Origin of the sequence: Caballeronia sp. LZ035 (assembly GCF_031451175.1) — a bacterium.
In the GTDB taxonomy this organism is placed as follows: Bacteria; Pseudomonadota; Gammaproteobacteria; order Burkholderiales; family Burkholderiaceae; genus Caballeronia.
Genome location: NZ_JARUXS010000005.1, coordinates 75,119 through 95,198, shown reverse-complemented (window position 1 = coordinate 95,198; position 20,080 = coordinate 75,119). Strand labels below are relative to the sequence as shown.

Genomic DNA, 20,080 nt, shown 5'->3' with positions numbered 1-20,080 from the left:
GAAAAATCACCCCGCCACGCCAACCTACTGTAGCGATCAACAGGCAATGTCAAGGCAGTAAAAGGCAGCATGAATTAAGGCGCTTTCGCCTGCGCACTGCCCGGATTCGCGTCTATCCTTCGAAATACCCACCGCGCGACCAGCGCATCGACCCTCCTACAAGGACCATCGAGGGACGCGCTTTGCCTAGCGAAAATCCCTCTGTCACAGGCCGCAAAGTGATGCGGCCTTTTTCTGAATCAGATCAAGTACAAGGCGACCCACGTTGAGGAAGCCGGACACGCGATATCCATTGGGTTTGCAGGCGGTTTTGCCCGAATCCGCAAGTTGAGACGGCTTGGAGGCGGACACGGGCACAGTCTGTGTGCTTCAAACCACGCCGACTCAATGCGCATGGACACATCCTTTCAGCATACGAAGCTGGGTACGTTGCATGAAGCCCGACACACCGCGGCGGATTGAACGTGCTTGGGGATGGGGTATGGGCAGGCCACAAGTGGCGGCTCATCCCTGTACGGAAGACGAACGGTAGGCGCGACCGGAGAAAGAACAGCGCAAACGAATTGCCGAGCAAATGGCCGTTGTCGTGCCGTCGCAAGACAGGGCACACAAGCGCAGTGATGCGTTTAGGCCGGCGCGGTAGCCGTAGAAGCAGCGGTCTCAGGTTGGCGCAGCGCAAGCGCGCAACAGGAGGCAGCGGCGACAAGGCAAGACACAACGACGAGGAGATGCGTAAGCAGAGCCGGTCGTGAGTGGAGCCAGCAGGACGGTCGCCTGCTGTTTTCACGCGAAGCGTGAGGACGGCAGCACGCAGCAATACGGAGGGTCGATGCACGTTTCTTCCGCGTGCGGGGCTATCGAATGGAATCGCTAAAGGACAGGAAGGCAGGACCCGGCGGGGTACGCGGCGCGCAGCGCGATCGAGACCAGGAGATAGGCTCCCTGAGGCTCTCAACCTGCGGCAACTGGACTGGGAGGGAGACTTGTTCGCTCGCCCTGGATGAGGGCGAGTACTTAGGTGGCGGTACGGAAGCCTTCGAGCGGATCCGTTCTGCGGCGGCAGATGAGCGCTGGTACGAACCGCCGATCACCGCTGTGCAGTCAGTAGAAAGTCAGATGAAACTTTGGAGAATGAATATGGAAGTGACGTTGAATGTGAAAGCGCTCTTGAACGACTACCGGCTCCCAGCGGACTTCAAGCGCGAACTTGAGGTTCTGTTCAGGGAAAACGTCAATCGCGTACACAGTCGGACCCGTCTCAGTGCGAAATCACTTTCGGTCAAAACGCAGGGATACCGGTTACAGAAGCTGTGCCGCTCGTTCGAAGAACTCCGGGAGAACGGCTTTGCGCTGCAATCGCCATGGTCGTTCAAGGAAAAGCACATCCGCTTCCTGGTCAATCTTTGGGTCGGAAAAAAGCAAAGCGGCGGCACGATCGAAAACAAGATTACCTACTTTCGTGCGTTCTCGAATTGGATCGACAAGCCCAATCTCATCGGGACCGTTGGCGACTATGTTGATCGCAAAAAACACGGCCTCGTTCGTTCATATTCCGCTCTTGAGGATAAGTCGTGGGAGGGCAACAACATCGACGTGATAGCCGTCCTGGATGCGATTGCGAAGACAGACCCCGTGGTTGCGATGCAATTGAAGCTGCAGGCGGCATTTGGATTACGTGCCGAAGAAAGCTTTCTTCTGAGGCCAAAGGAGTCGGTCCGCCGCGACGGCCTGCTGAGTGTTACGCGCGGAACCAAGGGCGGCCGAGATCGAGTCGTGCCCATGGAGTTGCAGCTCGTTGTGCTGGAAGAGGCTATGAATTACTGCAACACCCTGACAGGCTCAACCATCCCCGACGGGTACACCAAGACCCAATGGAGGAATCACTACTATGACGTGCTCAAGCGGCACGGCGTCACGAAAGCAGGCCTTGGTGTTACCAGTCATGGGATGCGGCACGGATATCTCCAGCAGATGTACGAGAGGCTCGCGGGTGTCGCAGCGCCGATCAAAGGAACCGGCGAAAAGGCCGACGTAAAAACTCATCGGCTGGCGATGCGGCAGGTGGTGGAGGCAGCGGGCCATAGTCGCATCGATAAGGGTAATGCGTACGTGGCTAGATACAACGCCGTCGCCCAACAGAAATCCGCTGCGATTTCCCTGGAACAGGCGCAGGTTGCAATCGTCAATGCGGTCGGTGAAAAGAAGGCCGCGGCCAAGCTGCTCGGTATCTCACGACAATCGCTTTATCGCATCCTTGGGAGGGAGGAGTGTGCCAATAATGGGGGGACGCAAAATGGCACATTTCGAAAAACAAAATAAACCCTAAGAATCAGACAATAAGAGAGCTTAGCGAAAATCACCAGAGCTACCTGGATAGCTCTGGTGAGGCCGTCCAGGAAACCCCGGATACCGGCTCAATCGAGCAACCACCTCAGCATCGGGCTCGTCATGGCGTGATAGGTGAGAATCGCACCCAGCGCCAGAACGGTGAAAATCTGCGGCGCGAGTTGCGCACGGAGACGATAGGCGGCACGGATGTATCCGACGGGAGACATACTGTTCTTCCTCTAGTTGAACCCCCGGTCGGCGACCAGAGCATAAGATCAGTATGCCGGCCCTGCTGCCAAGTCAAGCTACCAGCGGTTGCGATCTGGGAGATCGTCGACGGCGAGGTTCACGCTGTTCTCGAAATTGCCCTCGTCGCCGCCCGTGGCGGGAATTCTTGGAAACTGGATGGACGCGATCCCGTCGATGTAGATGCGCCTCGCGAGCTGCTGAAGCTTGCGGTAGCGGGCCGCGTCGTTGAGCACGGGATCGACGGGCCAATACTCGCTCATCGTGATTTTGCTGTCCGCGATCTTCTTGGCGATCATGCCAAAAATCGGCCCGCGCTTTTCCCAGTCGTCTTCATTGCGGGAGAGCAGGTGGATAAGAAATGCAGCATCGACCGCGCTAATTTCCTTCCGAACGAGCTTGAGGAGGTCGCCTTCTTTTGCTTTCGGTCGCCGCATACGGGCGTTCCAGATTTCCCCGGCTTGATCCAGCGCTGCGTGCCGGTCTTTGCCGGTCGCGATCCAAGGCGTTTGCATCCCGCACTCTTCACAGTAGATGCAGCAGACTTTCTCGGTCGGCGCCTCGTAGAGCGAGCGCGCTTCCATGTCGTGGGTGGCCGGAGCAAGGCTTGAGCCGAGGCGAGAAAAGTCTCGCTCCGGCGCTGACGGCCTTCCGATCACTCGTTGGGAAAATCCGAACGCCCACGCTCCGCCGCAATGGTCGCAGGGAAACAGTTCGTCAGTCATGGCGGGGTCCTGAGGCGTCGAAAGCCGGCGAGATGAAAATGTAGGCGAAAAGCATTATAGCCAGCGCCGTTCCCGCCCCAATCCCCCGCCAAAACCCGTCCTTTGATAACCCGCAATTATGCGGCAACGCGGTTTGATGCGATCGCGTTGTAGTCTTCGTGGCTGACCAGGCGGATCGGCGTTAGAGATGGCGCATCGAAGAGAAGTCTGTAGGATCGGCCGACGGGCACAGACAGAAGCTTACCGGCGGATGATTTCAGAAACTTGCCGTCAAGGGAAAGCGGATGAACGCCGCTGCTGACTCGGGCAAGCAGGTCACGGGCCTCGCGTTGCACTGAACTCAGGTGCCGTACGATGGTCAGGTCAATAGGATCAGTGGAGGTCACGCTTCGCTTGGCCGCGCGCTTCTCTTCATGCGCGCGCGACTGTTCTGCTTTGCTTTTCTCGAGCGCGGCGCAGGCATGACAAAACTTGCCTTTGCCATTGTGACCGCAAGCGAACGTCTGTTTCATGGTGTTCTTCTGTCATTGTTGATGATCTATTGCACCAGCAAACGCTGCTCGGTCAAGTCTCGGTTAGCGACGCTTTTGAGTCTCATTTTTGAGTGGTGAGCCCGTCGAGTTCCTCAGACAGTTCTAGGATCCGTGCGCACGCGAGCGCCAAGCGGGTGTTCAGCCGATCGACCTGAGCGAGCGCAAGTCCGTATTGCTCGGAGAGCATCGATAGCGCCCAAAAGGAGCTTAGCATTGCGCCGCAAGTGGAACAGACAACAACGCCGCCGTTTGGCTCCAGCATGATTCGCCGATGCGTGCACTCGCCGCGCGGGCGTTCATTCTGTTCAGCGACGGAGACACGCACGCGAGCAAAAGGAATGACTTTACTCATGCGAAGTCGTGCCGCCGGAACTCGTCGTGCAGTCGCCGCGCGAAATCATATCGAGCAAACCGGCCAGTTCGTAGGCGACCTCCATATCAACTTCACACGGGGACGCCTGTTCGGCGGTGCTGCCTGAAACGCATTGTTCTTGTCCAGAAGGGGAAGCCGATTGCAGGTGCCGTTGGTTCACTTGATTGTCGGTCACTTTGATCACGTTGCCGTATTGATAGGACGAGGCTTAGGCCAGCGATTCGGCGCTCGGGATGAGAAGGCGGGAGATAGCCTCATCGCGGCGATAGTGCTGCTCAACCGCATCGAGGTAACGACGAAAATAAACCGTGTCTGTGGGGCCACTGTCAACATTGCAATGTGCAAATCGGAGATCCGTCGGCACTGATGCATGCTGTTCGAGTGCGCGAGCAGCGGGCTGGTTCGGCAACCACCACCTGTTCCAACGAAGCGTGAATGCGAGCCAGCCGCGTGCCGATCGGTCGATTTCCGGCCACGTCGCTTCGAAGTCGAGGATCGCGCCGAGCGTGCTGAAGAAGACCATGCGCAAGTGGTTGTCGTCGGCCGCCGCGACCACGATCTGCTTGCGCCGTTCGTCGACGGGGTCGATCGAGCTGGCCAGGGCGTGTGCCGGATAGCTCACCTGCCAATCCGCATCACGCGCGATGGCGCGCTTCAGGAAGAAAGAGTTCGAGTCTATGACATTGCTCGGGAGTGGGAATCGCCTTGAACATATCCCGGCGCTTTGCGCTGTCAAGGCGCAGCGACGGGGAGACGGACTGATTCAAGGGCAGCGGGAGGAATCCATTCCACGCACGGCGTTGCGGCTCTGGCATAGATGGCTTGCTTCTGTGTTTTGCGTGCGAGGTATTGGGCGTTGCCCAGCATCCCGTAGACCTCGATCGCGGTCGGTGTCGAGGTGTCCGTCAACTGGAAGTCAGGCAGGGTGTCATCGCCCGGCGCCAGACGAAGGGGCTTCTTGAACCTGCGCCGTTCGGCGATAAGCCGGTTCGCCATCGCCACTTCGTAACTCGAATCACAACGGATGAAACTGCTGTTGCACAACTGAAGCGCCAAATCGAAAATCCGAAAATTTCCTTCCTTTTCGCCCTTTCCTACCGTGCGTTCGATGACGGCCAGCACTACGACGCGTGCGGTCGGGGCGCCGATTTGTGCCTACGCGGATCGAAAAGAATTCGACGCCGCGTCGATGATCGCCTTGGACGCGAAGAGTGTCCGGCTCGTCTGACGCAGCTTCACGACGAAGCCAAACTTGGAGTTGTCGACGCTCTTCAGTTCGGCAATGACGATCGCGCGTTGGGTTGCTTCGGGCGTCGTGGTGATTCGAGCGAGGAAGCGGTAAAACTCGGCGACGATGGAGGGGCCCTCGCTCTTGTCGTACCTGCGCATGACGTGCAGGACGTCCTGCATCGGCTTACCGTTCAATTTCCCGTCGCCGAGGGCTGCCAGCAGTTGTGCGTCGCATTGGCCTCAACTGCGTCCAGGCGCGCCCGTCCAGACGTTGAAGCCGGCTTCGAGCCACACGCGCTGCAGAAAGCCGAGAAGGGGCGCACTGCGGCGGGTCGGTCTGACGCCCGAAAGATTGCTTGCTGATCGGGTAACGCGTTCGACAGTTCGAACGGCCAGCGAGGCGTCGAGCTTTACGTTCAGGCCAACGGGCGTTCGCCGGATCGCGTCAAGCGAATCAGGATTCGCGCTATCCGCGCACGGCGCTGCTGCGTAAAAGGAGCATGACTGGGCGTCGTGTCGCGGACCTTCATTAGGCCAACGCGCGAGATGGAAGAGGGCGCCGTAACGCCTCACGACAAGCCGTAGTGGGTCACCGCCCGCGCCAGTCGTGCAGCGACATACGGGATATCCCGGGGAGACCTTGGCGCGCTCGAGTTGCCGCGCGTACCTCGCTGGATTGTCCTGCACCTCTTCGAGGGCGACGGTTATGCCGTCAAAAAATACTTTTGACGTGTCTCGCGGCCTCCCGGAGGGTTCGCTGCGCATCGTTCGCCGGAACCTTGTGGATGTGAGCCCGGGTGCCGAGGAGGTTGGCCACCTCGCGCACGCTCAGGCAGAACTGTTCCGCGTGGTCGCAACTTGGAAACTGAAGTCCGACCGTCGACACGGTATCGGGTGCGGCGTAGTCTCGGGAAAAAACCGAACCGGTTCCAATCAACGCGTCAATCCAGCTGTCAGGAATGCCGCGCGCAGGGGTCGACGCTGCGCGTGCGCCAGCAGGATCTATCGTGCAATCTTCGAAGCTAACAACGATCAGATTCATGGTTCAGGTGCAGTTACGCTGCAGTGGGGCGGGTGATGCTCTCAGCGGGAGCGGGGCGATCCGAGGCGCGCCGGCGTTGGCTGGCCGCGAGCTCGTATAGCGCGAGTGCACTCATGATCGTGACGATCGCGTTGAAGCCGCAAGCCGCGAGCAGCACCGCCAATCGCTTGTCGTTGGTCGCCAGTTCCTCGGCGCGCGCGTTCTGCGACGTTTCAAGCTCGCGACGCTTTGCCATGAGTGCGGCCTCGAGATCCTTGTCGCCAGTAAAACCGTAGCCCACGACAGCCGCGTGCCGCTCGCCATCGGGAATATGGGCGAGCGCGTCGCTCATTCCCTGCATGCGCTCCACGACCACCGTGTTCGCCACAACTCGAACAGCGGAGCGCTGAACAGTGAACTGCTGGGCGACGAAACCAATCGATCCAATCGAGCCGATGGTCGATACGGTAAGAAGAACGACGGTGGCGAGGTGACTAATTTTCATCGGGTGGAAGGAGGCGTGATCCTCGGTTGTCTGAGGTGGAGATCGTCGTTGTCAGGAGCGAATCACGCGAACGCGGTATTCGTGGCCCATAGGTCCGGATGCGATAACCGTCGGCCTGCCCAGCTTCACGGTCGTATCGACCTGCTGACGTTGGCCGCTCGCGTCGAGGAATTCCAGAGAAATACGTGCGGTGTCGTCCGGATTGATCGCCACGACCTTGCTGAGCAGCATGGAGGTGGTTCTTTCGTCACTGGATTGCAAAACGCTTTGCACGCCAAGGGGCCGCGCCTGGTCGATCTGCCTGATCATTTTGCCGGCGCTCATGTCGAACTCCTCGAATCGTATGCGTGTCATCGGTAGCGACGCGGCATCGTGCCATTTCCCGTTCGAACAGATCACCAGCTGATGATCAACGGTTTCGGCAAACAAGCCGTTGTTTTCGATAGGGCACGCGGTATCGCCGCTCTGCACGAAGCCCGCTGCGCGCGGCATCGTGGACGCTGCGACATGTGCAATGTTTACTTCACCCACCGTGCTTGTCACGACGATGCTTTGACCATCTGGCGCTGTGATTCTGTGCGCCTGAGCCGTGACGGTCGTGTTTTGAAGTTCCAGTGACTTAACGGGCACCTCCGCATGAGAAGCGAAAGCAGCACACGCGGACAATGCGACGAATAGGTTCTTTTTCACTTTCTACCCAATGGAGGTCGTAGTATGGGAGCGCGGCATTGACGCGCGGCGCGGATTTATTGTCACCGGCGTCGAAGTCGCTGCGTGCCCAAAAGACGGGTAGATTTGGGCGGCTTTCGCGGGCAGCGCAGCAGGCGGATTGTGCTCATGTCGAAAGCAGCACGTAAGTGATTGGCTGAAAAGCTCGCAAAAACGCGGCCTTTCTTCAGTGACAGCGCTACCCAGGTAGCTCCTCTCTGTTTTTCGCCCGTCAACGACCTCCCATCGCGGTACGACCCGGGTTGCGTTATCCACAAGGTTATGCCCAGAAACTGGGGATAACGATGTGCGGCGCGCGGCGAGAGACGCTATCAAAACCTCCGCTTTTGCGTGAGCGTGGCGTGCGTCGGACAGGTATCGTTTCCGAATTACCTGTGCTTCTCGCGCATCGACCTACGGCACACCGTTTTCGGCAAGCCGCATTTCCAAATTCCTTTCCCAAACCCGCAGGGGCACGTCCCCCGCGCGGGCGTGCGCCTGCCCATTACTATGGAGCATCCGCATGTACACCCAGTTGATCGAGCAATTCAAGAACGCTCAAACGGCAGCCGCATCGGCCTACGGCGTTGTCGTTCAAGCCGAACGAGATGCCTTCGGCGATGGCAAGTCCGACTATTCGGCGATGGAAACACGCAGCGAATACAAGGCCGAGCGCGAACTCGAAAAGTTCTGCGCTCGTCTCGTTTCGCGTCTGGTGATGGAGGCCAGTCGCAAGTTCGCGCCGGCGGGCGGCAGAATCGAAATCGATTCGGATCGGGAGGCGGAGCGGTTTGGCCTTGACGTCGGGAAGGCCCTGCGCAAAGGGCATCTGCCTAACCTGGACGGCTTCTGGCAGCACCTCGAAGGCGCGTTCGGGGATGATGCTGGCGAGCGGATTGCCTTCGAGCAGGCGGCCAAAGCGATCATCAGCGGCTTCTGGCTCAAGCCCGACACCGAGATCAAACGCACCAGCAGTGCGGTGATCTTGGAAAAGCGTGTTTCGTCCGAAGCATCGTTTCGCTCGAAAGGCGAGCGCGAGGTCAATTACCACTCGCAGTCGTCTGTCGCAGCAACACTTGGTGGGCTGGCGACCTTCGCGGACAAGCATCGCTTCGGTGCGCTTGCGAATCAACTGCGCAATTTCAGCGTCCATCGTCTGACCTTCTCGACTCGTGAAAAGCTAACTTTCACCGGACTGGAGATTGTGATGTTCAACGACAAATGGCAGTTCAAGTTCGCGCACGACCTGGGCGACGCACTGTCGATCTTCATCAGCGAGTTCGGTGCCGAGTATCTCGCATCGCGCGATCGGTACTGATCTTCCCAACCTTCATCTTTTCGACCCGCTTCGGCGGGTCTTTTTATTTCTAGAGGCTTTTCCATGCAGAGAGATCTTTTTTCCTTCGCGCCGGACTGGTACGGGCCGTTGCGTGCGATCAGAAGTCTGGGTTCGCAGGCCCCGTCGGTCGCGCATCAAGGCGAGCTTGCCGCAGCTCGACGCCAGCACCTTGGCCAGTTCTTCACGCCGGACGCGATCGCCGCGTTCATGTGGAGTTTCGTGAGCGGTTGGCATATCGACCGCCGCATTCGTCTCTTCGATAACTCGGTGGGCTCAGGTCGCCTGCTGCAGTACGCGGACCCGGAACGTCATGCCGTATATGGCGTCGACGTCCATACTGATGTGATCCAGCAGTGTCAAACGGTCTTCGAGGAAGCGGGGTTCAATTGTGAGTTCAGGCAGGCCGGCATGGAGGATATCCATCCGGTGCGCTTCGATATCGCGTTGATCAATCCGCCATTCTCGCTTCACCTGGAGTCACCGCACCTGCAGCCGCTCGAATGCACGAGATGGGGGCGGTACGGCGCGCACACCAGCGCGTTGAGCCATGACTACAGCGTGCATCAAGCGCTGGAAGCGGCGAACATCGTCGTCGCACTGTTGCCGATCACCACGGCTGAGGCGATGGTAGCGGGAGAGCAGGGCGACAAGTTGAACCGCCGTGCGGCGGGCATTTTCGAGCTGCCGCCTGACGCGTTCAAGCGCGAGGGTGCAAAAGTGCGCACGGCGGTGGTCGTCTTCGATCGCTATCACATGCGCCCGTCAGACTTCGTTCGCGTCCTCGTTGACGATCTCTCGAAGCCGGGCCCGGACCTTGGGCTTCATTTCGAGGATCGCTCGTTCGGGGAGCCACGCCTGCGGCTGCAGAAGCTGGATGACAGCAAGCCCGTCATCACGCGCGCGGTCACCAGCGACAAGTCGGTGATGCTCTCGCACGACGGTAGACGCATTCGCCTCGGCTTCGCCTGCGGATTCAACGAAGCGATGGTGCTGAATGCTGTTTTCGTGAAGCGGATCTATTCTCGGGACGGTCATCGACTGCCGCGCGGCTTTCGCTACTCGGGACAGGGCTTGCTGGATATGGAAACGTATCTGCCACAGGACGATCCGGTTGCCGCGTTCGATCAACTGCTCACACGGATTCGCAGTGTCGGCGGCGAGCCGCAACTGGCGCTGGGCTTCATGGAGCACTTCCGCAGACGCATGCGGCGCAGCGTGCGGCAGGCAATACCGCTGCGGCATGTTGCATGGACGACCGGAACAGGGTCGCGGGACATGGTGAGCGGCACGGCGAAGGAGACCCACAAGGTTGATGCGACGCGATGGGCAAGTCCGCTCATCAAGGCGGGCGATGCTGTCCTGTTCGACCGGGTTGAAGACGGACGATATCGGTACGCGCTACACGGCGTGCCGTATCACCTCTCGGTCGATGAGCTCAACGCGCGATTCGCGGTAGAGAACGTGAACGAAGGGTGGGAAGTGGTGCACGAAGGATTGTGCGCGCGCTTTCCCGACCAAGCGGCCGCATTGCGCTCGCGCGTGAAGTCGCTTGGCGTCGATCAGTGGCTCAACTGGGATTTTCAGGTCGACGATCTGATCGAGACGTTGCTGAAGCCTACCGGTTGCGTCGTGGCTTGGGAGCAAGGTTGCGGTAAGTCGCGGCTCGCACTGGCCTTGATCCTCGTCTCGGGTGTCAAGCACGGTCTCATCGTTGTCGAGTCTCGCTTGATTGCGGAGATGCTCAATGAAATCGCGCAGTTGCCGATCGCAGCGGACCAGGTGAAGGTGATCGAGTCTGCGGCGGACCTGAGCGATTTGCGACAGTTCAATCTGATCGCCTACGAGCGCCTGAGGATGCCTGTCGATAGGTCGGCTTCGGCGCGCGTGACATATGCGCACCGGCTTCGTCGTCGAATCGGCCTGCTGGTGGCCGACGAGGGTGAACGCCTCGCGAATCCGACGAGCGATCAGAGCCGCGCGCTTTGGGAACTCTCGGCGCGCCGGCGCTTTGTTTTGACGGGCTCGCCGATCCCAAATTACCCCAGGGACGCGTTCGGTTTGATCGCGTTCTCGGGTGGTGATGGAACGGCGGCACAACCCTATGGCTACCGCGTTGGCTACCTGGAGCAGAACTGGATCAACTCGGTGGAATACGCGATGCGCGGCGTCGATCGATTCAGGGATGACTTCGTGGTGCTGGAGTGGGTGACGTGGCAGTTTGCGGAGAGCCTGCAGGATGGGGCGAAGCGCGAAGTGCCGAAAATCGGCAACCTGCATCGGTACCGGGCGATGTTGGCTCCGCACATCAAGCGCAGGCTCGTCGCTGAGCCGGAGGTGTCGCGCTATATCCAGATCGAGCCGCCTGATTTCGAGGTAGAAACAGTTGAATGGGATCGCGGGCATCTGGCTGCGTATCTGCGGGCCGCCGACGAGTTCGCTGACTGGTATCGCCAGTCGCGCGGCGATAGTAAGGCGTGCAACCTCGTGACGATCCTGGCTCGCATCCGTGCCGTGCATTTTGCCGCTAATTTTCCGCAGTTCGGAATGGAGGGCGTCGAGCACGTGGGCGGCCTGACGAGCAAGCAACGCGCGGTAGTTGAGCGGATGCGTGCGATCGCGGCGGAAGGCAAGCAGGCGATCGTGTTTGCCGAGAATCCCGGCGTGCTCGATTTGCTTGCGCAAGAGCTCGATTCACATGGCGTGCAGACGGTGCCGTTTCACGGTGAGATTCCGATCAAGCGTCGCGTGGCCGACAAGGACAAGCGCTTCCTGACGGGGTTGGCAACCGGGCTGATGGCGACAAAGGCGTCAGGCCGAGCTGGCTATAACCTGCCGAACGCCGACTACATTCTCTTCTATGACCGGTCGTGGACGTGGCGCATCGAGTATCAGGCGATGCGGCGCGCGCTGCGCTGGAATCGGAAAGGGGTGTTGAAGGTGCTGTATTTCCACTTGCCCGGCAGCATTGACGAGTATCAGGACCAGATGGTTGCGCACAAACGTGATGCGACGCAGGCGGGACTGGATTGGGCGACACCGGAGCTTGAGGATGCGACGTTTCTGCACATGGATTCGTTGCTGGACCGCTTTGTGGATGATCTCGCGTTGCTCGCCGATCGAACGACAGGCGACATGCGCAAACAACTGAAGGAGGCTGCGTGAAAGACTCGAATGTATCTGTATTGGTAGGCGAGGACGTCGTGACGGTCAAACGCGAAGGCTCGAACCGCGCCGTGATGGCGAAGATTCTAGGTAAGGTCTCGGTCGAAGGCGCTGAAGTATTGTGCCTGGACCGGCTCGTGCACGAGAGCCATGAACAGCAGTTCGGCGATTGGACGCTGGCGGGTGCGGTCACGACCCTCCTATCGCGGCCGCTCGTCATGCCCGTTGCGGTGACTGTGTAACGGTCGGTGGCATCTTCGGATGCCGCTTGGTCTACCTTTTCCCTTTAGATCAACCCGGCTTCGTGCCGGGTTTTTCTATGCTTACCTTCGGAAGGGATAGCCGGATGGCACAATTCATAGCAGCAGGGGCGTATTCGGCGTCCCACGGTGAGTAACGAAACGTGGACGGTGTCCCGATAGCAAGATGAGTAACACATGACCTCGAACGACTACTCTCAGTTCGCCCCCCGAAAGGTTGATCTCAAAGCGTTCTCAAAAGAACAATGGGCGGCGATTGCGCTGTACCGCGAAGCTCGCAAGCAACAACGAAAGTTGCAGACAGGCGCTGTGTTCCTTGCGGTGATTGTCGCAGGCGTGGCCGCCATGAGCGGCATGTTCTCGGAGATCGATCAAACTGATCCTGCATTTTTCAGTTCGCGGTGGATTCGCTACGGCGTTCCCGCACTCGGGATCTTTTTCGCCGTGGCGACTGTGGCGCTATCGTTCGTGATTGTGGTACGAGCGAAGGCATCATGCGCGAGTGGCGGGTACCGGAAGATCTCATCAAGGTTCTTGACCGGTACCCTACGGAAAAATGTAGAAAGGGACGTGAAGATTTCCGAAAAAGCGATCATTCGCGATTTAAGACGGCATGATTTTGCGAGCTTTGTCGGCCGTGCGCGCGAAGTAAACCGCTATCGTTGCGTCATCACCCGCGTCTTTGACGCATCGACTCCGCGCTGACATTCGTCGGCCCACGTTGTTCAACCCTTCGGGAACCACTCCCGATGGGGTGGGTTCCCTCTCAGGAGAGCCCCACAATGCAACAACAACCTACTCTCGCGCTCAAGCACATCCAGGTCAGCGTCAATCCCCGCAAGTATTTCGATCCTGCGGAGATGGAAGAGCTCACCGCGTCCGTTCGCGAGAAAGGCGTCATTCAGCCGGTCATCGTGCGAACGCTCGCTGACGGTGGTTACGCCCTCGTCGCCGGCGGCCGCAGATACAAGGCAGCACTTGCGGCGCACGGCGACGACTACGAGATCCCCGTCGTTGTTCGGGAAATCGATGAAGCCGAAGCTAAGCAGTTGGCCATCATCGAGAACATCCAGCGCGCCGATATGTCGCCGGCGGAGGAAGCGATCGCCGCAGCCGAGCAAGTCGGGCTGTGCAAAGGCGATCGCGACGAAGTCGCGCGGATCTTGGGCTGGTCGCGCGCCACGCTAGACAAGCGCCTCGCGCTGATGAACTGCAGCACGGCTGTGCTCGACGCGTTGAGCACGCGCGAGATCCTGCTGGGTCACGCGGAGCTGCTGGCTGCGCTCCCCAAGGAGACGCAGGACAAGCTGCTTCCGGTGATCGTCAAGGAAAGCAAGCCCGTCGCGGAGGTCAAGAAAACCATCGAGCAGATTGCCTGTTCGTTGGCGGCCGCGATCTTCGACAAGGCCGATTGCGCCGGGTGCCCGCACAACTCGTCCACTCAGGGCGAAATGTTCGGCGAATCCATCGGTACCGGAAACTGTACCAATCGCACCTGCTACAACGAGAAGACCGAGAAGATGCTCGACGCGACGGCCACCGGCCTGCGCGAAGAATATCCGGTCGTGCGGATCGTGCGTGCTGGCGACAACCACACGCGGGTGCAACTCGCCGTTGATGGGCCGAAAGGCGTTGGCGAAGAGCAGGCGAAAGCCTGTCACGCGTGCCAGAACTACGGCGCGGCGGTGAGCGGCCTGCCTGACTCGATCGGCAAGGTCTACAAGGGCCAGTGCTTCGATACCGTGTGCAACATGAAGAAGGTGGCGGCGCATTTGCAGGCCGTCAAAGCTGCGACGCAGCCGGTGCCTGATTCGAAATCACAGTCGGGCGCGGCGACTGGCAAGTCCAGTGGCAAAGCGGCTCCGATCTCTGCATCGGACGCGAAAGCCACGGGCGCCAATGCCTCTGTGACGGTCGTCTCCGAGTCGGACAAGATCAAGGCTTATCGCGTGGCGTTGTGGCGCAAGGCGCTTCGCCGTGAGGTAGGCGCGGATGCCGCGCGGGCTCAGCGATATCTCGTCGCGATCGCGCTGTCCGACCAGATGCGTTGCGTCGATCAAAAGACGCTCTCGGGCATCTGGGAAAAGCTCACGCAGGAGCAGATTCCGGCGACGGATCTCACGAAAGCCGCTGCCGCTACGGCCGTTGCTGACGATGCGCAACTCGCGCATGCCGTAACCGGCGTGACCGTTGCGGCAATTCAAGGGCTCGACGTTCAGTACTTGACGCGTCTGTGCAAGCACCATGTTCTTGATCTTACGAAGCACTGGAAGCTCTGCAAGGAGTTTCTGGAACTGATCACGAAGTCCGAAATGATGGTGATCGCGGATGAACTCGGCATTCGTGCCGCGCTCAGCGAGAACTTCAAGAAGGTTTTCGGCAAGTCCAAGTCCGAAGTCATCGACGCGCTCTTGGCCGTGAAAGACTTCGACTACACGGGGAAGATTCCGAAAGTGCTCAAGTATTAAACGCAGCCCTCCGTTGCATCGGGGCAATGCGCATCGACCGGCAGTTCCATTCCATTGCAGACCGCCTTCGGGCGGTCTTTCATTTTTCTCAGGAGTTTTCCATGTTCGTAGCCATTGAATCGCTTCTGCGCAATTGCGCAAAGCTCACGCTGTCGCTGCAAATGAAGGGCGAAGAGATGCTCGTCTGCGTCATGCCGCAAGGCACGGCGAAGGATGCGGCCATGCTGCAACCGCTCGCGCTGACCGCCTCGGCGGTCGAGCTCGATGCGGGCTTCGCTGATACGCTTGCCGCCTACACGGGCGCGCATGCCTCGCTGGCCGAGCAGGTTGCTGCCACGACCGCGATCCTCGAAGCTGCCAAGACGACGCAAGTCGCCAAGGCGACCAAGACGCTCGCGAAGGGCAGCAGCAAGCCCGCTTCGCCGGTGTCCGGTAGATCGAGTGAAGGCGACGGCGACGGCGGTGACGATGACAACGACGCGAACGCGCAAGAGCAAAGCACCGCTCCCGCCGATTCGTCGGCGGCTGACTCGGCATCGTCGGCATCGACGGAACCGGCTAGCACGGGAACCAACCTCGCATCGCTTTTCGACTAAGGAGCCGCCATGTCCATTTCAGTCGCAAAGCTCACACGCGAGTTTGTCTACAACGGCGTCACGTTCCCCGATCCGGGCCCGACGTTCTCGCCTGACGATGTCCGCGATCTCTACTCCGCGCAGTATCCGGAGCTCACAACTGCTGCCGTCGACGGGCCGAACATGGAAGGCGAAGCGATGCGTTTTACGTTCGTGCGCGCAGCCGGTGCCAAAGGTGCAGTTCAGGCCCAAAGCGTCCATGCGTAAGCGCGATCTCCTCAAGGCCTTGTCCGATCCGGACTTGGCCGTTTCCCATCAGCAGCCGCCCGACAGGGCGGTTTTTTTTCATGACAAGGAGATCGAGCAATGCTCTTCGATTTTCGTTCGTCTGGTGCAGAGGTCGCTGTCGCAGGAGAGTCATGGCAACCGCGACGCGATCGCGCTGCCCGACGTCAACCTGCCCATGATTTTCTGAGCTTGCCGGCAATCGGCTCCGATGTTCATACGCGCGCTGATCTGCGCTGGAACGCGGAGAAGGATGTCGCGGGTCTGATTGCCGCCCAGTTCGACTCGGGCGTGCTTCAGGCACGCGATGTTCCCGAGTTCAAGGGGGCGGGCGACGCACTCGCTCACGCCTTCTTCGCCTGGGCTAGACGCCACACGTCGAAGTTGAAGTGTTTGGACTTCGATTTTGTGCTGTGCGACGTGGCCGCGGTTCGGGACGTCGCGCAGTATCAAGAGGATGGTGTCGATTTTGAGCCTACCTCGCCGCTCTATCTTGGCATCGAGATTACCGGCGAAAACATCCTGGAAGTCGGCACACGAGCGGCCGCACTCAGGAAGGTACATCCGCGGCTGGTGACCACCGCGATGCTGCTGATCAATCGGGCTGCCGGCCGTACGGTCTGGATTCGCACGCCGGACGAGTTTTTGTGCGAATTCTCTTCCTGGTTCTGGGAGGGCGACCCGGCAGCGACCGACGAAGAAGCACGCGAGTGCCTGACGGATCGGTTCGGTGACGACGAGGGAGAGATCGAGCATTACCTTCCCTCCGTCGTGCGCGCCGAGCTCTGTCCGGACGACATGGATGTCTTCCGGTGTAAGCGCTCGCGCGGCGGCAAGCAAAAACTCGTGCATCAGCACGCGCTAAGCGTCGCTGCGCTGCGTCGGCTTCAGCGGTTCACCTACGGTCCAACTCGTCGGGTCTGCCGCGAACTTGAGAAGCTCAGTTTGATGCTGCGCCAGACGAGTAAGAGCCACTTGTTCAATTGCGCCTATCAACCACGTTGCGCGTATGCGGCGGCGACCTTGACGGTGCAAAACGATGCTCGCGTCGGCGAGTTGCTCGATTCGCACTACGAGTATCTATCCAGTGCCGGCGACGGCAGCACGTACTACGGCTTTGTGCCGTTTGCCTTTTCTCCCGACGCCATCCGCAAGCAGTACGCGGACTGGGCCTCGGAACTTTCTATTATTGGCCAACTCGATCGCGTCATCGCGTCGCTCGCGGCATAACACCTGGAGCTAGTTATGAAAGGGCTTGATATCGGCTCGGACCGCGTCGACGCACTCGTCGCGACCAGCGCGATCTTGCTGTATGGCCGAGATGACCGCAGCGCCGTCTACGGCACTGTTCATCCGGTGACGCAAGGCAAGGGCGGTCGGGCAACGATTGGTGCGGGTCGGCCGATCGAACGCAAGGCGCTGTTCGAATGCCTGCGCGAGCTGGCTGAGCACGCGGCGCCGCCGGCGGAGTTTCTGCCTGAGACGGTGCTGTCAGTGTCGCCGCATGCGGTGATGTGGTGGTGGAGACCGGCGATGCGTCGAGTCTTCTTCGACTGTCCGGAAATCGGGCGACGCAGTGCGGTCGTGCCGCATCCGGGGTTGGTGTTCCGCGCAGCTTCGAACGGGTTTTCCGTGTTCGCGCTGCATGAGGCCAGCCGGCCAACACCTGAGTCGAAGCTGCACGAACCGCCTTACTTTAACACCTGGGATTGGGGAAAGATCTGCATCGGCTCGGCCCACGTTCCTCGGCGCGTCGATGTGGCTTCGATCGCAGGATGGGAGAGCGGATTCTTCGAGTCCGCGTTCACCCACCCCAATCACGGCGGTAAGCGTGTGTCGCATCGCAACGGCGAGTTCGCCTTCTGGAAGGAAATGCTCGACGGCAAGTATGGCGAGCAATTTCCGGAGGAAGCGCTTGTCCCCATGAACCTTACTCTCGCTGAGCTGATTGCCGGCAAACAAGGAGTCTGACGATGAATGCTGGTGATTTGGCGCTTCAGCGCTCTTTTCCGACCGTGATGGTTCCCCGGCGCGAGCCGGTGGCACCGATGGCCGCGGCCGGTGAGCGGTTGCTCATTGGTGAAAATGGCGTGTTTATCGAGATCGATCTGCCGTGGCTGTCAGTCGTACGCCGCGTCGCACATTACTCGGTTCCGACCGCCATCCCTTATGGGCAGGTGGTTGAATCGACAGTGCTTCGCTGCGGCTCTGTGCCGCCGCATCTGATCGGCGAGTTCGTCGAGATGGCGCGCGCGGCACGCCCGCTGGAAGCGGGCGCGTGGGTGGTCTGGAACGTTCAGACTCAGCAGTTCCGCCTGGCTCCAGTCAAGGTTCTCGCACAGGGCACCGCTTCCCTCAAATATGAGCGGCCGGCGCTCTCGCCCGATGAACTGAGGGTGATGGACTGCCACTCGCACGGCGCGCATCCGGCGTATTTCTCGTCGACCGACAACGAAGACGATCGGCATGAGACAAAGCTCGCCTTCGTCGTTGGGAACTGTGCCTCGCCTGTGCCGAGCATGGCCATGCGGCTGTGCGCGAAAGGCATCTTCGAGGACGTCGAGCGTGTGCCAAGTAGTTGGTACGCGGCCGCGCGTCTGAAGGAGATCGCATGACAACAGTTATCCGTCACGCGCTTCCTTCGCGGATGCTCGAGCGCGCCTGGAACGTGGTCGTGGTCGGCGCCGGTGGTACAGGCAGCGCGGTGCTTCCGAGCCTCGCGCGCCTGCATCACGCGATGGTCGAACTCGGTCACCCGGGTGGCATCGACTGCACAGTGTTCGATGACGACACGGTCAGTCCGACCAACGTCGGCCGACAGGGCTTTTATCCGAACGACGTGGGCGGGTACAAAGCCTCGCTGATCGTCAATCGGCTGAACACCCTGATGGGAACCGACTGGCGAGCGCAGACGCGGCGCTTCGGCGTGAGCGAGACGCTCTACAACGTGGATCTTGTGATTGGTTGCGTGGACACGCGCGCCGCAAGGAATGCGATTGTTCGCGCGGCGGAGCACTCGGGCGTCTACTACCTCGATTGTGGCAACGATACCGATCGCGGTCAGATCGTGTTGGGGCAGGTCTGCAGCAAGAGTTACGCGAAGAAGAATCCGGAACGCTTGCCGCACGTCGGCGAGTTGTTTCCAGAACTCACCAACGCGAAGCTCGATGCGAAAGACGACACACCGTCCTGCTCGATGGCAGAGGCGCTGCGCAAGCAGTCGCTGGTCATCAATCAGGCGATCGCGGTCCAAGCATTCAACATGCTCTGGACAATGTTTCGTACCGGCGCGGTCCCGTTCTCGGGCGTGTTCGTGAACCTCGCGACGGGGCGCACGAATCCGATTCCATTGGACCCCGCTGTATGGGCGCGCTTTGGCTATGAGCCATCGAAGCAGCCTGTCAAAAAAGCGAGCAAGAGCCGAAAGGTCAAGCTCGCCGCCTGAGTTTAAAAGTGTGTCTTTAAACGATGCCGACTCCGAACATGGGTCGGCATTTTTCATGACGTCTGCGCCACGCTATACGGATAGGCAAGACGTCCTCTTAACTCCATCTCAACGGAAAACACGATGAAAACACTCAGCAACTTCTTTTGTGGCGGTGCTGCGCCGCCATTCGACCACGATGTCGCGGGCATTGTCCGCTGTATGCTCGGCGCGCTGAGGCGCTTGCGCTGGCGATGGGCCATCGATGGCTCGACTACGCGTTTCCTCGCTGTCGGAGGCTGCCATACGTTACCGAGAGGCGCTTCCCGACCAATCCGTCGTTTCGCTACTTGCGCCACGTTCAACCGCTGCGTCGACTTCGCCATCAAGGAATTGATGTCATGGGCCCCGCCCGCCGATCTCCAAATCTAATTCCTCAACGGATTGAGTCCGTGATTGAGGTAATCCGCGGTTGGGAGGGGCGCCTGACGTGGCCGTCTCTCATCAAAGCCGTGGTAAAGAAAATGCACTGCACTTACACACGGCAGGCGCTCTTCAACCAGGAGCTGATCCGGGTGGCCTACGAGAGTTACCGGGCGAACAACACCGTAACCACCGGCACTGGGCCTCCAGTATCAGCGGCCCTGCAGGCTGCGCTCGACCGAGTGACACGCCTTGAGCTGGAACTGGCTGAGGTAAAGACGCGCGAGATTCTGCTGCTTGAGCAATTCGTGCGGTGGGCATCCAATGCCAGCACTCGTGGGCTATCAGGCGCTTCTTAATCAGCCGCTTCCCCTACCAATCGGCTGGGCAATCGGGTCGACAAGCTCTCGGGAGGTCGGGATGGCCGCTTCGGTAGGCGATGACGACGAATCATGCTGTATCGAGAAATTTGACA

At 59.7% G+C, this 20,080-nt stretch carries 27 protein-coding genes; 15 read left to right on the top strand and 12 right to left on the bottom strand.

The features are described from left to right. The first annotated feature begins 1,137 nt into the window (after positions 1-1,137). The gene (locus QCE88_RS38885; protein WP_409018320.1) at positions 1,138-2,319 is read left to right on the top strand and encodes an integrase domain-containing protein; all 1,182 of its coding nucleotides are present in this window, start codon (positions 1,138-1,140) and stop codon (positions 2,317-2,319) included. Positions 2,320-2,414: 95 nt separating this feature from the next. Here QCE88_RS38885 and QCE88_RS38880 read toward each other — a convergent pair whose 3' ends face one another. The 12 genes from QCE88_RS38880 to QCE88_RS38835 all read right to left on the bottom strand — a co-directional run bounded on the left by QCE88_RS38880 (position 2,415) and on the right by QCE88_RS38835 (position 7,651). Next, complete coding sequence (locus QCE88_RS38880) at positions 2,415-2,555, bottom strand: hypothetical protein (protein WP_309911192.1); 141 nt, start codon at positions 2,553-2,555, stop codon at positions 2,415-2,417. A 78-nt stretch (positions 2,556-2,633) separates the two neighbouring features. Beyond that, positions 2,634-3,299, bottom strand: a complete 666-nt coding sequence (locus QCE88_RS38875; RefSeq protein ID WP_309911190.1) for a Lar family restriction alleviation protein — start codon at positions 3,297-3,299, stop codon at positions 2,634-2,636. Between the two features lie 116 nt (positions 3,300-3,415). Continuing rightward, positions 3,416-3,811 (bottom strand): hypothetical protein, encoded by a 396-nt coding sequence (locus QCE88_RS38870; protein WP_309911189.1) that lies wholly within the window; start codon positions 3,809-3,811, stop codon positions 3,416-3,418. 82 nt (positions 3,812-3,893) lie between these two features. After that, entirely contained in the window at positions 3,894-4,184 is a 291-nt protein-coding gene (locus QCE88_RS38865; protein ID WP_309911188.1) for a hypothetical protein, read from the bottom strand. Further along, positions 4,177-4,380 carry a hypothetical protein gene (locus tag QCE88_RS38860; RefSeq protein WP_309911187.1) on the bottom strand — a complete coding sequence of 68 codons (204 nt, stop codon included), beginning with the start codon at positions 4,378-4,380 and terminating at the stop codon, positions 4,177-4,179. Before QCE88_RS38860 ends, QCE88_RS38865 begins: the two co-directional genes overlap by 8 nt. Positions 4,381-4,413: 33 nt before the next feature. Next, on the bottom strand, positions 4,414-4,827 hold the full coding sequence (locus tag QCE88_RS38855) for a hypothetical protein (protein WP_309911186.1): 414 nt from the start codon (positions 4,825-4,827) through the stop codon (positions 4,414-4,416). 110 nt (positions 4,828-4,937) lie between these two features. Continuing rightward, a complete protein-coding gene (locus QCE88_RS42145; protein WP_409018315.1) occupies positions 4,938-5,327 on the bottom strand; it encodes a DUF1173 family protein in 390 nt (129 codons plus the stop codon). 33 nt (positions 5,328-5,360) lie between these two features. Continuing rightward, a complete protein-coding gene (locus QCE88_RS42140; protein ID WP_409018314.1) occupies positions 5,361-5,630 on the bottom strand; it encodes a hypothetical protein in 270 nt (89 codons plus the stop codon). Positions 5,631-5,675: 45 nt separating this feature from the next. Beyond that, positions 5,676-6,200, bottom strand: a complete 525-nt coding sequence (locus QCE88_RS42135) for a DUF1173 family protein (RefSeq protein WP_409018313.1) — start codon at positions 6,198-6,200, stop codon at positions 5,676-5,678. Continuing rightward, positions 6,148-6,477, bottom strand: a complete 330-nt coding sequence (locus tag QCE88_RS38845; protein ID WP_309911184.1) for a hypothetical protein — start codon at positions 6,475-6,477, stop codon at positions 6,148-6,150. Before QCE88_RS38845 ends, QCE88_RS42135 begins: the two co-directional genes overlap by 53 nt. Positions 6,478-6,490: 13 nt before the next feature. Beyond that, the gene (locus QCE88_RS38840; protein ID WP_309911183.1) at positions 6,491-6,808 is read right to left on the bottom strand and encodes a hypothetical protein; all 318 of its coding nucleotides are present in this window, start codon (positions 6,806-6,808) and stop codon (positions 6,491-6,493) included. 204 nt (positions 6,809-7,012) lie between these two features. After that, entirely contained in the window at positions 7,013-7,651 is a 639-nt protein-coding gene (locus tag QCE88_RS38835) for a hypothetical protein (protein ID WP_309911181.1), read from the bottom strand. A gap of 541 nt (positions 7,652-8,192) precedes the next feature. On the opposite strand from QCE88_RS38835, the gene QCE88_RS38830 reads away from it, so the two are divergent. From QCE88_RS38830 to QCE88_RS38765, 14 genes are all read left to right on the top strand, one after another. After that, positions 8,193-8,987: a hypothetical protein gene (locus tag QCE88_RS38830; RefSeq protein WP_309911180.1), complete on the top strand. Its 795-nt coding sequence runs from the start codon at positions 8,193-8,195 to the stop codon at positions 8,985-8,987. A 63-nt stretch (positions 8,988-9,050) separates the two neighbouring features. After that, positions 9,051-12,170, top strand: a complete 3,120-nt coding sequence (locus tag QCE88_RS38825; protein ID WP_309911178.1) for an SNF2-related protein — start codon at positions 9,051-9,053, stop codon at positions 12,168-12,170. After that, a complete protein-coding gene (locus tag QCE88_RS38820; protein WP_309911177.1) occupies positions 12,167-12,412 on the top strand; it encodes a hypothetical protein in 246 nt (81 codons plus the stop codon). The genes QCE88_RS38825 and QCE88_RS38820 overlap by 4 nt, the downstream gene beginning before the upstream one ends. Positions 12,413-12,607: 195 nt before the next feature. After that, positions 12,608-13,135, top strand: a complete 528-nt coding sequence (locus QCE88_RS38815) for a hypothetical protein (RefSeq protein WP_309911175.1) — start codon at positions 12,608-12,610, stop codon at positions 13,133-13,135. A 77-nt stretch (positions 13,136-13,212) separates the two neighbouring features. Then, the gene (locus tag QCE88_RS38810) at positions 13,213-14,898 is read left to right on the top strand and encodes a PRTRC system ParB family protein (protein WP_309911173.1); all 1,686 of its coding nucleotides are present in this window, start codon (positions 13,213-13,215) and stop codon (positions 14,896-14,898) included. A 101-nt stretch (positions 14,899-14,999) separates the two neighbouring features. Beyond that, on the top strand, positions 15,000-15,494 hold the full coding sequence (locus QCE88_RS38805; RefSeq protein WP_309911172.1) for a PRTRC system protein E: 495 nt from the start codon (positions 15,000-15,002) through the stop codon (positions 15,492-15,494). Positions 15,495-15,503: 9 nt separating this feature from the next. Next, entirely contained in the window at positions 15,504-15,740 is a 237-nt protein-coding gene (locus QCE88_RS38800) for a PRTRC system protein C (protein WP_309911171.1), read from the top strand. Then, on the top strand, positions 15,733-15,948 hold the full coding sequence (locus QCE88_RS38795; protein WP_309911170.1) for a hypothetical protein: 216 nt from the start codon (positions 15,733-15,735) through the stop codon (positions 15,946-15,948). Before QCE88_RS38800 ends, QCE88_RS38795 begins: the two co-directional genes overlap by 8 nt. A 2-nt stretch (positions 15,949-15,950) precedes the next feature. Then, on the top strand, positions 15,951-16,988 hold the full coding sequence (locus tag QCE88_RS38790) for a PRTRC system protein F (RefSeq protein WP_309911330.1): 1,038 nt from the start codon (positions 15,951-15,953) through the stop codon (positions 16,986-16,988). A 15-nt stretch (positions 16,989-17,003) separates the two neighbouring features. After that, positions 17,004-17,729 carry a PRTRC system protein B gene (locus QCE88_RS38785; protein ID WP_309911168.1) on the top strand — a complete coding sequence of 242 codons (726 nt, stop codon included), beginning with the start codon at positions 17,004-17,006 and terminating at the stop codon, positions 17,727-17,729. 2 nt (positions 17,730-17,731) lie between these two features. After that, complete coding sequence (locus QCE88_RS38780; RefSeq protein ID WP_309911167.1) at positions 17,732-18,373, top strand: PRTRC system protein A; 642 nt, start codon at positions 17,732-17,734, stop codon at positions 18,371-18,373. Next, entirely contained in the window at positions 18,370-19,203 is an 834-nt protein-coding gene (locus QCE88_RS38775) for a PRTRC system ThiF family protein (protein ID WP_309911166.1), read from the top strand. The genes QCE88_RS38780 and QCE88_RS38775 overlap by 4 nt, the downstream gene beginning before the upstream one ends. A 123-nt stretch (positions 19,204-19,326) precedes the next feature. After that, a complete protein-coding gene (locus QCE88_RS38770) occupies positions 19,327-19,614 on the top strand; it encodes a hypothetical protein (RefSeq protein WP_309911165.1) in 288 nt (95 codons plus the stop codon). A gap of 20 nt (positions 19,615-19,634) precedes the next feature. Next, a complete protein-coding gene (locus tag QCE88_RS38765; protein ID WP_309911163.1) occupies positions 19,635-19,964 on the top strand; it encodes a hypothetical protein in 330 nt (109 codons plus the stop codon). Positions 19,965-20,080 lie beyond the last annotated feature (116 nt).